Below are 14,085 nucleotides of genomic sequence, written 5' to 3'. Positions count from 1 at the left end.
GTCTGGCTAATGACTGGTGGGATGCGGCTGGCTGAAGAAGTAGGGCACCAGCGCGGCGGCAATCAGCAGGCCCGCGGACAGGAAGATCGCCGCATAGGTGGAAGGCAGCGGCCAGCCGCGCACATGGCCGGCATTGGCGATCAGCCCGTAGCCCCATGACGTCAGCGCCGATCCCAGGAACACAAAGGTGTTGAGCAGGCCCAGCCCGCGCCCGCGCCGCGACGGCGTGATCAGCCCGCGGCCCTGCGCCATCACCAGCGGGTGCAGCATGCCGATGGTCGACAGCAGCGCCATCATCGCCACACCGTAGCCGATGCCGCTGTCCGGCCATAGCGCCAGCAGGAACGAGCCCGACATGGCAAAGCACGACCAGCCGGCGATGGCGGTCTTGAGCGTGTTGCGGCGGACCAGCACCGGCAGCAGGAAGGCGGTCAGGAAGCCGGCCAGGCTCAGCAGCGCCAGCGCCACCCCGCGCGGCGCCGAGCCCAGCCCGAACACGTCGGCCAGGTAGGGGCCGCTCCAGGCATTGCGGAAGGCGGTGCCGGCGGACATCGCCACGCACAGCGGAATCAGCGTCCACAGCGGCGCCAGCTTCAGCAGCTGCAGGCTTTCCGACAGCATCGCCGGCCACGACGCGCTGCGGGCCTCGGCATGGCCCTGGTCGCGCACGAAGCGCCACACGCCATAGCAGGCCGCGACCATGCCCAGGGCCGATACCGCCATCGACGGGCGCCAGCCGATCAGCGAGATGGCCCAGCCCAGCGGCGCCGTGGCACACAGCGCGCCGATCATGCCCATGGCATTGGAGCGGCTGACCACGCGGGTGTAGTCGCGCTCGGACAGCTGCTCGGAGGCGAAATGCAGCAGGCCCATGAAGACCGGCGCGCATGCCAGCCCCAGCCCTACCTGCGCCAGCGTGGCGGCCGCGCCGTTGGGCGCCAGCACGAACAGGATCGACGACACCGCGCCCACCGCCAGCAGCAGCGCGGTCGGCCGGCCCACGCCGTAGCGGTCGAAGGCAATGCCCACCGGGATCTGCGCCACGGCAAAGGCCAGGAAGAACGACGAAGACAGTGCGCCAAAGCCCGCCGGCGACAGCCCGAAATCATGCTGCAGTTCGGGCGCCATCACCGCCAGGCAGGAGCGGAAGAACTGGCTGAGCGCAAAGGCGAACGTCAGCAGGGCGATACCGCGCGCGGCGTGCGCTGCCGGGGCATGGGCGGGCAGGGCGTCGGGCGATGCGGGGAGGCGGGTGTTGCTGGGGGTCACGGCTTCAGGCCTTGCCGCCGCACTGGCTGCGGGGCGAAGGCGCTAATGGTTGGGGTGGAATGCCCTGGCGGGTACTTCAGGAACTGAGGTGGTATCTGTAGCGAGTGTAGGGCGGGCGCGGTATTCATGGCCGGGGGATGGCCGGTGTTCGCCCAGTTTGCGCGTGCTGGCAGTTGAGTGGCTGGTCCAAGGCGGCGTGGCATCACAGGCCACAGGCCGGGTCCCTCTCCCCTCAGCGGGCGAGGGTTGGGGAGAGGGGTGGTCTAGCAAGGCGCCACGCATCCGGAAGCTCCTGCCCTCTCCCCCAGCCCCTCTCCCGCAAGCGGGAGAGGGGAGCAAACAATGGCCCGGATCAATTACCCCGGCAGCGCGTCATACGTCAGCAAAAACACCTGCTCATCCCCAGCACTGACCGGCAGCCAGACGATTTCCAGTTCAGGGAACGCGGCTTCCACGTTGGCGTGCTCGTTGCCGATCTCCACCACCAGCACGCCGCCCGGATTCAGGTGCGCCTTGGCGCCGGCGACGATCCGGCGCACCACGTCCATGCCGTCGTCGCCGCCGGCCAGGGCGATGCGCGGCTCGGCCAGGTATTCCGGCGGCAGCGCCTGCATCGAGCCTTCGTTGACGTAGGGCGGGTTGGTCAGGATCACGTCGTAGGTGGCGCCGTGCGGCAGCGGCGCGTACAGGTCGCCCTCATACAGCCGGATGCGGTCGTCCATCTTGTAGTCGGCCACGTTGCGGCGCGCCACGGCGAGTGCGTCGGGCGAGATGTCGACGGCGTCGATCTTCGCGTTCGGCCACACGTGCGCGGCCACGATCGGCAGGCAGCCGGAACCGGTGCACAGCTCCAGCACCGGGCCGATGCTGTCGGTCTCGCCGACCCACGGCTCCAGCCCGTCCTGCAGCAGTTCGCCGATAAAGCTGCGCGGCACGATCACGCGTGAATCGACGTAGAAGCGCAGGCCGTGCATAAAGGCCTCGTGCGTGATGTAGGCGGCCGGCACGCGCTCATTGACGCGGCGCTCGATGACCTTGAGCACGGCATCGACTTCCTCGGGCAGCAGGCGCGCGTCCAGGAAGGGGTCGAGCGTGTCGAGCGGCAGGTTCAGCGTATGCAGCACCAGGTAGGCGGCTTCGTCATAGGCATTGGCGCTGCCGTGGCCGAAGGACAGGCGCGCGGCGGTAAAGCGCGAGACTGCGAGACGCAGCAGGTCGCGCACGGTGCGCAGGGGAGAGGGCGTTGCCATGTATGGGTGTCTTCCGGCGAAAAAATCAGGCGACGAGACGTTCCAGCACGCCGCGGTAAACGTTCTTCAGCGGCTCGATGAAGCGCACTTCAACGTGCTCGTCGATCTTGTGGATGCTGGCGTTGGGCGGCCCGAACTCGATCACCTGCGGGCAGATCTTGGCGATAAAGCGCCCGTCCGAGGTGCCGCCGGTGGTCGACAGCTCGGTCTTGACGCCGGTCTCGGCCTCGATCGCCGACGACAGCGCGTCGGACAGCTCGCCGCGCGGGGTCAGGAAGGGCTCGCCGCCCAGGGTCCAGTCCAGCGCGTATTCCAGCTGGTGGCGGTCCAGGATCGCATGCACGCGCGCCTTCAGGCCTTCGGGCGTGCTGGCGGTCGAGAAGCGGAAATTGAAGTCGATGGTGACGTGGCCCGGGATCACGTTGGTGGCGCCGGTGCCGCCGTGGATGTTCGACATCTGCCAGTTGGTCGGCGGGAAGTACTCGTTGCCCTGGTCCCAGACCTCGGCGGCCAGCTCGGCCAGCGCCGGCGCGGCTTCATGGATCGGGTTGCGGCCCAGGTGCGGGTAGGCGATATGGCACTGGATGCCCTTGACCGTGAGCTTGCCCGAGAGCGAGCCGCGGCGGCCGTTCTTGACCATGTCGCCGAGCGTGTCGACCGAGGTCGGCTCGCCGATCACGCAGTAGTCCAGGCGCTCGCCGCGCGCGGACAGGGCCTCGACCACCTTGATGGTGCCGTCGTGCGCCGGGCCTTCCTCGTCGCTGGTGATCAGGAAGGCGATCGAGCCGGCATGCGCGGGGTGCGCCTTGACGAACTCTTCCACCGCCACCACGAAGCCGGCGATCGAGGTCTTCATGTCGGCGGCGCCGCGGCCGTACAGCTTGCCGTCGCGGTGCGTCGGCGCGAACGGGTCCGAATGCCATTGCTCCAGCGGGCCGGTCGGCACCACGTCGGTATGGCCGGCAAAGACCAGCAGCTTGCCGTCCTTGCCCTGCGTGCCGCGCCTGACCGCCCACAGGTTGGTCACGCGGAAATCGTCGGGGCCGCTGACGAGCGCTTCGCAGTCGAAGCCGAGCGCCTTCAGGCGGGTTTCCAGGATGGCCTGGCAGCCTTCGTCGGCGGGCGTGACGGAGCGGCGGCGGATCAGGTCTTCGGTAAGGGCGAGGGTGGCGGTCATCGGACTACGGAAATGGAAATCAGAACTGGCCGGCGTACTGGTCGGCGGAGAAGCCGACCATCACCTTGCCATCGTGGGCCAGCACCGGGCGCTTGATCAGCGACGGGCTTTGCTGCATCAGCGCGATTGCGCCGGCTTCCTGCTCGGCGCGGGCCTTGTCGGCGTCCGACAGCGCGCGCCAGGTGGTGCCCTTGCGGTTGAGCAGCGTGGCCAGCGGTACATGCTTCAGCCAGCCGCGCAGCATGGCTTCATCCACGCCCTGCTTCTTGAAGTCGTGGAAGCTGTAGGCCACGCCGTTGGCATCCAGCCAGGTGCGGGCTTTCTTGACGGTATCGCAGTTGGGAATGCCGTAGAGCAGGACGGTCATGGCTAGTCTTGATGGATTGGATTCAGCGGAACAGCAGGTTCAGCGCGATCACCAGGCCGCCCAGGCCCAGCGCCACGCCGCCCATGGCCACCGCGGTCATCAGGCGCAGGCGGCGGTCCAGCCGGGCGGCTTCCTTGCGCAGCGCGTCGATGGTGATGGCATGTTGCTCGGCCAGCAGCTTGACGGCCTCGGCCTGCTGCACGGCAGCGGCTTCCAGCTCGGCGATGCGGGCGGCGGGATCGCGCGTGTCGGCCACCGCGCCTTCCGGCGTGCCGTCCTTGCGCTTGTTCTTCTTCAGTTTCTCGATGGTCTTGTTGGCCTGCTCGAGAATGGTGGGAAGCAGGGAGAGCACGGTACTGACGGTGGTGGGATCCAGGGCCATGAGTCGCTTGCGGAGGGAAGGCATGTTCAGCCTGGCCAGGCGGGGTGACAACGGAAATACTGCCCCGGGGCCGGGCCCCGGAGCGGGGCGGCGCAGCCGTTGCGGGCTGCGCCAGGCGCGCTCAGTCGCCGCGCAGCAGGTCGTTCAGGCTGGTCTTGGCGCGGGTCTGCGCGTCGACCTTCTTCACGATCACGGCGCAGTACAGGCTGTACTTGCCGTCCTTGGACGGCAGGTTGCCCGCCACCACCACCGAGCCGGCCGGCACGCGGCCATAGTGGATCTCGCCGGTTTCGCGGTCGTAGATCTTGGTCGACTGGCCCAGGTACACGCCCATCGAGATCACCGAGTTCTCTTCCACGATCACGCCTTCGACCACTTCCGAGCGCGCGCCGATAAAGCAGTTGTCTTCGATGATCACCGGGTTGGCCTGCAGCGGCTCCAGCACGCCGCCGATGCCCACGCCGCCCGACAGGTGCACGTTCTTGCCGATCTGCGCGCACGAACCGACCGTGGCCCAGGTGTCGACCATGGTGCCTTCATCGACGTAGGCGCCGATGTTGACGTACGACGGCATCAGCACCGCGTTCTTGGCGATGAACGAGCCGCGGCGGGCCACGGCCGGCGGCACCACGCGGAAGCCAGCCTTGGCGAAGTCGTCGGCGCTCCAGTTGGCGAACTTGGTCGGCACCTTGTCGTAGAACTGGGCAAAGCCGCCGGCGCTCATCGGGGCGTTGTCTTCCAGGCGGAACGACAGCAGCACGGCCTTCTTGATCCACTGGTTGACGATCCAGTCCTTGCCTTGCTTCTCGGCCACGCGCAGCGCGCCGGCATCCAGCTGGCTGATGACGTTGGCGACGGCTTCGCGGATGTCGTTGGGGGCGGACTTGGGCGACAGGCTGGTGCGGTCTTCCCAGGCCTGGTCGATCAGGGCTTGCAGAGCTTGCGTCATGTTTGGCTTCTCAGGGTTGATGTTGATGTTCGGTCGTCGAGTCTCAGCCTCGACCTCTTGTTTGCTCCCCTCTCCCGCTTGCGGGAGAGGGGCAGGGGGTGAGGGTGGGCGGTTCTACGGGCGTGGTGCCTTGCTAAACCACCCCTCACCCCGACCCTCTCCCCTTGAGGGGAGAGGGAGAACACAATTGGACAATCAGGCCTCAGGCCAGCGATTTGCAGAATTCCACGATCCGGCGCGCGCCTTCCAGGCATTCCTCCGGCGTCGCCACCAGCGCCATGCGCACGCGGTTCGCCCCCGGGTTGATGCCGTCGGCTTCGCGCGCCAGGTAGCTGCCGGGCAGCACGGTCACATTCTGCTCGGCCAGCAGGCGCGCGGCGAATTCGGTATCGGTGAGGCCGGTGCGCCAGACATCGGCCCACAGGTAGAAGCCGGCATCGGGCAGCGCGACGTCCAGCACCTCGGCCAGCATCGGCGTGACTTCGCTGAACTTGCGCACGTAGGCGGCGCGGTTCTCGCGCACATGCGATTCATCGTTCCAGGCGGCGATGCTGGCGCTCTGCACCGCGGGGTTCATGGCGCCGCCGTGGTAGGTACGGTATAGCAGGAATTTCTTCAGCAGCGCGGCGTCGCCGGCGACGAAGCCCGAGCGCAGGCCCGGCACGTTGGAGCGCTTGGACAGGCTCGAGAACATCACCAGCCGGTCAAGGCCGCGGCCCAGTTTGTGCGCGGCTTCCAGCGCACCCAGCGGGGCGCGCCCCTCGTCGAAATAGATTTCCGAGTAGCACTCGTCCGAGGCGATCACAAAGCCGTAGCGGTCCGACAGCGCAAACAGCTGCTTCCAGTCTTCCAGCGACAGCACCGCGCCGGTCGGGTTGCCGGGCGTGCACACAAACAGCAGTTGCACCTTCTGCCAGACCTCGCCGGCGATGCGGTCGAAGGCCGGGGCGAAGTTGCGCGCCGGGTCGCTGTTGGCGAATACCGGGGTGGCGCCGGCCAGCAGCGCCGCGCCTTCGTAGATCTGGTAGAACGGGTTGGGGCACAGCACCAGCGCGCCCGGGCGGGTGCCGTCGACCACGGTCTGGGCAAAGGCGAACAGCGCCTCGCGCGAGCCGGTCACCGGCAGCACTTCGGTGGCGGCGTTGACCTTGGGCAGGCCGTAGCGGCGTTCCAGCCAGCTGGCGATGCACTGCCGTAGTGCCTCGGAACCTGCCGTTGTGGGATAATTCGCCAGCCCCGCGAGCGACTCTGCCAGCGCTTGCTTGATGAATTCAGGCGTCGGATGCTTGGGCTCACCGATGCCAAAGCTGATGGCCGGCTTGTCGGCAGGCTTTACCTGCGCAAAGAGCACCCGCAGTTTCTCGAACGGGTAGGGCTGGAGCAGGTCGAGGCGCGGATTCACAGTGTCAGTCGGGGCCGGTTAAAACGACGCATTATAGAGGAACGGCGCGGGTTTCCGTGCGCCGGCCCGGCCCGCGCGGCCGGCCACGAGCACGGATGGCGGGCATCACGCCCTGGTGATGCCGCCGGCGCCGTCCGGACGCCGCCTGCCTGTCACCGGCCAGCGGCCCGGCTCGCCTCGCACTGATTCCCTTTATGAGCACAAATACTGTTGCGGCGCAGCATGCGCCGGCCGACCGCCATGCGGTCAAGGCATCGCTTTCCATCCTGATCGGCGCCTCGGTCTGGGGCATCGCCTGGTTCCCGTATCGCATGCTGGCGGGCTGGGGCCTGGGCGGCATGCACGCCGCGGCGCTGGTCAGCTCGGTCGCGGCGGTGCTGTCGCTGCTGGCCTTCCGCCGGCACCTGGCCGGCCTGCGCCCGCACTGGCTGTTCGTCGCGATCGGGCTGGCGGCGGGCGTGACCAACGCCGGCTTCGTCTGGGGCAGCGTCAACGGCCATGTGATGCGCGTGCTGCTGCTGTTCTACCTGACCCCGGTCTGGACCGCGCTGTTTGCCCGGCTGTTCCTGGGCGAGCGGCTGTCGGCGGCGGGGCTGTCGCTGGTGGCGCTGGCCCTGTTCGGCGCCGGGCTGATGCTGTGGACGCCCGAGGTCGGCGTGCCGCTGCCGGGTTCCGCCGCCGAATGGTCGGGCCTGATCGGCGGCATGGGCTTTGCCGTCAACAATGTGCTGTCGCGCCGCGCCGGCCAGCGCTTCCCGGACATGGACGCACGCGTGCGCACGGTGGTGGTCTACCTGGGCTGCACGGTGGTGGGCGTGCCGGCCGCGCTGCTGCTCGATGGCCCGTCGGTGACCATCGTCGCGGGCGCGCAGGTCAGCGTGGGCATGCTGGTGCTGGGCCTGGCGGCGGTGCTGGTGGTCAGCAACTCGGTGGTGCAATACGGGCTGCAGCGGCTGCCGGCCAACCGCGTGTCGCTGCTGATGCTGTTCGAAATCGTCATCGCAGCGCTGTCTTCGTGGTGGCTGGCGACCGAGGTGCTGAGCTGGAAGGAAGCGGCCGGCGGCCTCTGCATCATCGCCGCCGGCGCCTTGTCGGGACTGGTGCACCGCAGCCGCGCGCCGGCGCCGGCCGCAGCGGGCGCCGAGGCAGCGGCATGTCACTGACTGGGCCGGCGGGTGTTTCAGTGCAGCATGACCCGCGACACCACTGCCACCAATGGCGTCCGCACCGCGCGCTCCACGCCGCGATGCAGGTGCAGCGGCCGCAGCAGCATCTTCACGGTCATTTCGATGGGGAGGTTGCGCCGGATCACCCCGGACACGCGCGCATTGAGCGCGCGCACCTCGGCTTCTGACACCGCTTCCACACCGCGCTCCATGCGCAGCACATTGCGCAGCGCGATCGCGGCGTCCTCGTTCTTGATCTCCAGCAGCCGGCGCGCCAGCGCACCCAGCACGCGCAGCCGGCCCAGCCGCTCGGATGCCGCAAAGCGGTTGAAGTACTGGTAGAAGTGCTTGTAGTGCCGCACCTCGTCGTTGGAGATGCGGCGCGTCAGGTCGCGCAGCACCGGTTCGTCGCTGGCCTGTTCCAGCGCGCGGTAGTAGGCGGCGGTGCCGGTTTCCACCACGCAGCGGGCCGCCATTTCCAGGCCCTCGGTCGGCTCGAACTGGTCGATCGAGCAGGTCTTGCTGTACTCGTCGAAGAAGCGTGCATAGCCGCGCTCCCAGTCGAATTCCGGCCAGACATGCTCGACATAGCGCCGCAGCGCCAGCCCGTGCTGCAGTTCCTCGGCTTCCCAGTGCTCGGCAAGCCAGTCGGCCGCGTCGGGCACACGGGCGTAATAGGTGGCAAGGTTGCCTGCATAGGTGTCGGATCCGCTCTCGATAAACGAGGCTGACACCAGCAGGTAGAACAGATCGCGGTCGCCGCGTACGCGTTCCACGTCGATCGCCTGGTAGTTGATGTCGCTGACAGACCACGGCCGGGCGGCCGTTGACGGTTCACTCATGCTCTGTCCTCCTGGTTGGCCAAAGGCTGCGAGGGGCGTTCATGGGCGTGTGGCCCGGAGCGCATCCGGAGTCACGCCGACAGATCAGAGACTAGCATTTACCCTAATTAGTTTCCCGGCGATTGGCCGGCAACGATGGCTGACAGCGGCCCGCGGCGCCTGCCAAAGTGCTTGCGGAAACGCTTGTAAAGGGCGGAATAGCAAGGGAAATCGGCCATGGGATAGGACGCCGGGGCGACTGCCAAACGGGCCGGCGAAGGCATCTGCGATGGTATGATTAGCCCCAATTCTCGGGCCCGAGGGGTATTTTGAGGTGCTGGCGTCACGCCGCGCCGGCTCCCGCGCAGCCCGGCTTTCTGAACAGTGCAATAGCCCCGATACCAGGCCGACCCCGGGTTCCATGCCGGAGTGGCCGATACCACACGAGAAACCGTGCGACTATCCTCGATCAAGCTGGCGGGCTTCAAGTCATTTGTCGATCCCACCAATTTTCAAGTGCCCGGCCAACTGGTCGGCATCGTAGGGCCCAACGGCTGCGGCAAATCGAACATCATCGATGCGGTGCGCTGGGTGCTGGGTGAGTCACGTGCGTCAGAGCTGCGTGGCGAATCCATGCAGGACGTCATCTTCAACGGCTCGACCGCGCGCAAGCAGGCCGGCCGGGCGAGTGTCGAACTGGTGTTCGACAACGCCGAGGGCCGCGCCGCCGGCCAGTGGAGCCAGTACGCCGAAGTCGCGGTCAAGCGCGTGCTGACCCGCGACGGCACTTCGTCCTATTACATCAACAACCAGCCGGTGCGCCGGCGCGACATCCAGGACATCTTCCTGGGCACAGGCCTGGGGCCCCGCGCCTACGCCATCATCGGGCAGGGCATGATCTCGCGCATCATCGAGGCCAAGCCCGATGACATGCGCATCTTCCTGGAGGAAGCCGCGGGCGTGTCCAAGTACAAGGAACGCCGCCGCGAGACCGAAAACCGCCTGTCCGACACGCGCGAAAACCTGACCCGCGTCGAAGACATCCTGCGCGAACTCGGCAGCAACCTCGAGAAACTGGAAGGCCAGGCCGAGGTGGCGCAGCGCTTCAAGACGCTGCATGCCGATGGCGAAGAGAAGCAGCACCTGCTGTGGCTGCTGCGCAAGCGCGAGGCCCAGCAAGAGCAGGAACGCCACCAGCGCGCCATCGAGCAGGCCCAGATCGACCTGGAAGCGCAGACTGCGCAGCTGCGCCATGTCGAGGCAGAACTCGAAACCATGCGCGCCGCGCATTATGGGGCGTCCGATGGCATGCACGCCGCGCAAGGCGCGCTGTATGAGGCCAATGCCGAAGTCAGCAAGCTCGAAGCCGAGATCCGCTACGTGGTGGAATCGCGCAACCGCGTGCAGGCCCAGATCGCCGCGCTGACCGGGCAGCGCGAGCAGTGGCAGGGCAAGGCCGAGCAGGCCACCGACGAGCTGGCGCAGGCCGAGGAAAACCTGGCCGTGGCCGAAGGCCGCACGGTCGAGGCGCAGGAAGCCGTCGCCCACAAGAACGACGAACTGCCGACGCTGGAAGCGCAATGGCGCGACGCGCAGCAACTGCTCAACGAGCAGCGCGCAGGCATCATGCAGGCCGAGCAGGCCCTGAAGCTCGAAGCCGCGCAGCAGCGCAGCGCCGACCAGATGCTGCAGCAGCTGGAACAGCGCCGCGAACGCCTGTCGGCGGAAGAAAAGGGCCTGGACCGCCCCGACGAGACCCGCCTGGAGCAGGCCCGCGCCGAACTGGCCGAGCAGGAAGCGCTGGTCGAGGAAGCCCAGGCCGTGCTGGCCGATGCGGAAGAGAGCGTGCCGCGCCTGGATGAAGCGCGCCGCGCCGCGCAGGCGAGCGTGCACAGCGAAGCCTCCGCCATCGCCACGCTGGAGGCGCGCCTGTCGGCGCTGCGCCAGCTGCAGGAGAATGTGCAGACCGACGGCAAGGTGCAGCCGTGGCTGGCCAAGCATGAGCTGGCCGAGCTGCCGCGCCTGTGGAAGAAGGTCCATATCGAGCCGGGCTGGGAAAACGCGCTCGAATCCGTGCTGCGCGAGAAGCTGGCCGCGCTGGAAGTGTCGAACCTGGACTGGGTCAAGGCCTTCCTGTCCGACGCGCCGCCGGCCAAGCTGGCGTTCTACTCGCCGCCGGCCGCCGCCCGCCCGCTGGAAACGCCTGCCGGCCTGCGCCCGCTGATGTCGCTGGTGCAGATCACCGAGCCCGGCATCCGCGCCGTGATGCAGGACTGGCTCGCCGATATCTATGTCGCCACCGACATGGCGCAGGCGCTGGCCGCGCGCAACACGCTGCCTGACGGTGCGTCGCTCGTCGTGGCCGAGGGCCACCTGGTGGGCCGCAACGCCATCCAGATCTACGCCGCCGATTCCGAGCAGGCCGGCATGCTGGCGCGCGAGCAGGAAATCGAAAACCTGCAGAAGCAGGCGCGCGCGCAGCTGCTGCTGTCCGACGAAGCCAAGACCCAGGCGGTGCGTGCCGAAGCGGCCTACACCCAGGCCAGCCAGGGACTGGGCGATGCCCGCGCGCGCGCCGAGCAGGCTACCCGCCGCGTGCACGCGTTGCAGATGGACGTGCTCAAGCTGTCGCAGGCGATGGAGCGCTACTCCGCCCGCAGCGGCCAGATCCGCGAGGAGCTGGACGAAATCAACGCGCAGACCGAGGAGCAGCGCGCCATCCGCGCCGAATCCGAAGCCAGCTTCGAGCAGCACGACGCCGCGCTGGCAGAGATGCAGGCCACCCACGAAGACCAGCAGATGGCCTTCGAGGCGCTGGACAGCAAGCTCTCGGGCGCGCGCCACCAGCTGCGTGACTTCGAGCGCGCCGCGCAGGAAGCCCTCTTTGCCGAGCGCAACCTGGCCAGCCGCATCGACGAGCTGCGCCGCAATATCCAGGTGGCCGCCGACCAGGCCGAACGCATCGCCGAGTCGCTGGAAAACGCCCGCGCCGAGCTGGAAACCATCAACGAGCAGACCGCGCACACCGGCCTGCAGGAAGCGCTGGAGCGCCGCGCCGAGAAGGAAGAAAAGCTCACCATCGCGCGCACCGAACTCGATGCGCTGTCGGCACAGCTGCGCCAGCACGACGAGCAGCGCCTGGCCGCCGAGCGCAGCCTGCAGCCGCTGCGCGACCGCATCACTGAACTGCAGCTCAAGGAACAGGCCGCGCGCCTGAACCAGGAGCAGTTCAGCGAGCAACTGACCGCGGCCGAGGTGGATGAGGCCGCGCTGGCCGACAAGCTGACCGGTGACCTGAAGCCGTCGTACCTGCAGGGCGAAGTCACGCGCATCAACAACGCCATCAACGCGCTGGGCCCGGTCAACATGGCCGCGCTCGACGAACTGGCGGCGGCGCGCGAACGCAAGACCTTCCTCGATGCGCAGTCGGCCGACCTGAATGACGCCATCAATACGCTGGAAGACGCGATCGCCAAGATCGACCAGGAGACCCGCGCGCTGCTGCAGGGCACCTTCGACCAGGTCAACCATCATTTCGGCGAGCTGTTCCCGTCGCTGTTCGGTGGCGGCCAGGCGCGCCTGATCATGACCGGCGAGGAAATCCTCGACGCCGGCGTGCAGGTGATGGCGCAGCCCCCGGGCAAGAAGAACTCGACCATCCACCTGCTGTCGGGCGGCGAGAAGGCGCTGACCGCGATTGCGCTGGTGTTTGCCATGTTCCAGCTCAACCCGGCGCCGTTCTGCCTGCTGGACGAGGTGGACGCGCCGCTGGACGACGCCAACACCGAACGCTACGCCAATATGGTGGCGCGCATGTCGGACAAGACTCAATTCGTTTTCATCTCACATAACAAGATTGCCATGGAAATGGCTCATCAACTCATTGGCGTGACCATGCAGGAGCAGGGCGTTTCGCGTATCGTGGCCGTGGATATGGACGCGGCGGTTTCGATGGCGGAGGCAGCATGAAACTGAACATGGACCTGCAGACCGCGCTGATCGTCGCGGGCCTGGTTTTCGTGGTACTGGTGTTCGGCTACAACCAGTGGCAGATCCGCAAGGCGCGCCGACCGCGCGAGCTCAGCCCTGAAGACGACCTGCCGCCGATGCGCGAGCCGGTGGTCGGGCCGGGCACCGCGCCGGAAACCGCCGCGCGCCTGCACGAAGCCGCTGCCGAACAGGCACCGCGGCGTGAGCCGACGCTATCTCCGGCGCAGGCCACGGCCGGTGCCGCGGTGGCGACGGACAGCAACCATGCGGCTGCCGCCGCTGCGGCCGCCGCAAGCACCGCGGACGCCGACGAAGTCGTCGCCGAGGAAGTGTCCGTCGCGGCCGCCGCGACGCATGCCGAGGCCGCCGAGGCCGCCGAGGACGAGGCTGAAGCCGAGGCCACTCCGGCCCCGGTTCCCGCGCCTGCACCCGCCCCGGCCGCGGCTCCGGTGGCCGCCGTGCCCGATGGCCAGCCCACGCCGGCCCTGATCGATCCGCTGATCGACTGCATCGTGCCCCTGCACCTGGAGCGCAAGGCCTCCGGTGACCGCATCCTGCCGCTGACCGGCCGGCTGCGCCGCGCCGGCACCAAGCAGGTCCATATCGAGGGCCTCCGCACCGAAGCCAATGCATGGGAGCCGGTCACCGCCGGCCACCAGTACGAAGACCTGCAGGTCGGCGTGCAGCTGGCCAACCGCGGCGGCCCGCTCAACGCGCTGGAATTCTCGGAGTTCATCACCGCGGTGGAGTCGCTGGCCGAGTCGCTCGATGCTTCGGCCGACCTGCCGGACATGAGCGAGACCGTCGCCAACGCGCGCGAGCTCGACGGCTTTGCCGCCGGCTGCGACGTGCAGCTGGGCGTCAACGTGATCTCGGATGGCGCGCCGTGGTCGGCGGCGTACGTGCAGAACGTGGCCACGCAGGACGGGCTGGTGCTGTCGCGCGACGGCACGCGTTTTATCCGCTACCAGGCCAATGCCGAGGGCGTGCAGCGTCCGCTGTTCACGCTGCAGTTCGGCGACACCAACTTCCTGCGCGACGACCTGACCGTCAAGGCCGGCCGCCAGATCACGCTGCTGCTCGACGTGCCGGTGGCCGACCAGGCCGCCAAGCCGTTCAAGACCGTGTGCGAATACGGTCACACGCTGGCCCAGCGCATGGGCGCGCAGCTGGTCGACGACAATATGCGGCCGCTGACCGAGGCCTCGTTCGTCGCGATCTTCAGCCAGCTTGAAACGCTCTACAACAAGCTGGAAGCGCGCGGCATGCCGGCCGGTTCGTTGGTGGCGCAGCGCCTGTTCAGCATCTAGCC

General features: G+C 68.0%; 11 protein-coding genes. 3 read left to right on the top strand and 8 right to left on the bottom strand.

Translation table 11 applies throughout. From position 1 onward, the window contains the following. Positions 1–6: 6 nt before the first annotated feature. The 7 genes from AC3WVS_RS06310 to dapC all read right to left on the bottom strand — a co-directional run bounded on the left by AC3WVS_RS06310 (position 7) and on the right by dapC (position 6,796). Positions 7–1,269 (bottom strand): MFS transporter, encoded by a 1,263-nt coding sequence (locus AC3WVS_RS06310; RefSeq protein ID WP_492317849.1) that lies wholly within the window; start codon positions 1,267–1,269, stop codon positions 7–9. A gap of 356 nt (positions 1,270–1,625) precedes the next feature. Continuing rightward, the gene (gene prmB, locus AC3WVS_RS06305) at positions 1,626–2,519 is read right to left on the bottom strand and encodes a 50S ribosomal protein L3 N(5)-glutamine methyltransferase (protein WP_492317848.1); all 894 of its coding nucleotides are present in this window, start codon (positions 2,517–2,519) and stop codon (positions 1,626–1,628) included. 25 nt (positions 2,520–2,544) lie between these two features. After that, complete coding sequence (gene dapE / locus AC3WVS_RS06300; protein ID WP_492317847.1) at positions 2,545–3,696, bottom strand: succinyl-diaminopimelate desuccinylase; 1,152 nt, start codon at positions 3,694–3,696, stop codon at positions 2,545–2,547. Between the two features lie 19 nt (positions 3,697–3,715). Beyond that, entirely contained in the window at positions 3,716–4,063 is a 348-nt protein-coding gene (locus AC3WVS_RS06295; protein WP_436221894.1) for an ArsC family reductase, read from the bottom strand. Positions 4,064–4,085: 22 nt separating this feature from the next. After that, positions 4,086–4,469 carry a hypothetical protein gene (locus tag AC3WVS_RS06290; RefSeq protein WP_011615476.1) on the bottom strand — a complete coding sequence of 128 codons (384 nt, stop codon included), beginning with the start codon at positions 4,467–4,469 and terminating at the stop codon, positions 4,086–4,088. 97 nt (positions 4,470–4,566) lie between these two features. Then, a complete protein-coding gene (gene dapD, locus AC3WVS_RS06285) occupies positions 4,567–5,394 on the bottom strand; it encodes a 2,3,4,5-tetrahydropyridine-2,6-dicarboxylate N-succinyltransferase (RefSeq protein ID WP_492317846.1) in 828 nt (275 codons plus the stop codon). A 202-nt stretch (positions 5,395–5,596) separates the two neighbouring features. Then, complete coding sequence (gene dapC / locus AC3WVS_RS06280; RefSeq protein ID WP_492317845.1) at positions 5,597–6,796, bottom strand: succinyldiaminopimelate transaminase; 1,200 nt, start codon at positions 6,794–6,796, stop codon at positions 5,597–5,599. A 194-nt stretch (positions 6,797–6,990) separates the two neighbouring features. Between dapC and AC3WVS_RS06275 the strand changes: the two genes are divergently transcribed. After that, positions 6,991–7,959 carry a DMT family transporter gene (locus tag AC3WVS_RS06275; protein WP_492317844.1) on the top strand — a complete coding sequence of 323 codons (969 nt, stop codon included), beginning with the start codon at positions 6,991–6,993 and terminating at the stop codon, positions 7,957–7,959. A 17-nt stretch (positions 7,960–7,976) separates the two neighbouring features. Here the strand turns inward: AC3WVS_RS06275 and AC3WVS_RS06270 are convergent, their stop codons facing one another. Beyond that, positions 7,977–8,804, bottom strand: a complete 828-nt coding sequence (locus tag AC3WVS_RS06270; protein ID WP_492317843.1) for a ferritin-like domain-containing protein — start codon at positions 8,802–8,804, stop codon at positions 7,977–7,979. 432 nt (positions 8,805–9,236) lie between these two features. On the opposite strand from AC3WVS_RS06270, the gene smc reads away from it, so the two are divergent. Both smc and AC3WVS_RS06260 read left to right on the top strand, forming a co-directional pair. Next, positions 9,237–12,752: a chromosome segregation protein SMC gene (smc, locus tag AC3WVS_RS06265; RefSeq protein ID WP_492317842.1), complete on the top strand. Its 3,516-nt coding sequence runs from the start codon at positions 9,237–9,239 to the stop codon at positions 12,750–12,752. Next, a complete protein-coding gene (locus tag AC3WVS_RS06260) occupies positions 12,749–14,083 on the top strand; it encodes a cell division protein ZipA C-terminal FtsZ-binding domain-containing protein (protein WP_492317841.1) in 1,335 nt (444 codons plus the stop codon). Before smc ends, AC3WVS_RS06260 begins: the two co-directional genes overlap by 4 nt. Positions 14,084–14,085: the final 2 nt, after the last annotated feature.

This window comes from Cupriavidus sp. CPT47-8839-RL05A (genome assembly GCF_058792255.1).
The sequence above is the reverse complement of the archived record's forward strand: the minus strand, read 5'-3'. Positions and strand labels throughout refer to the sequence as shown.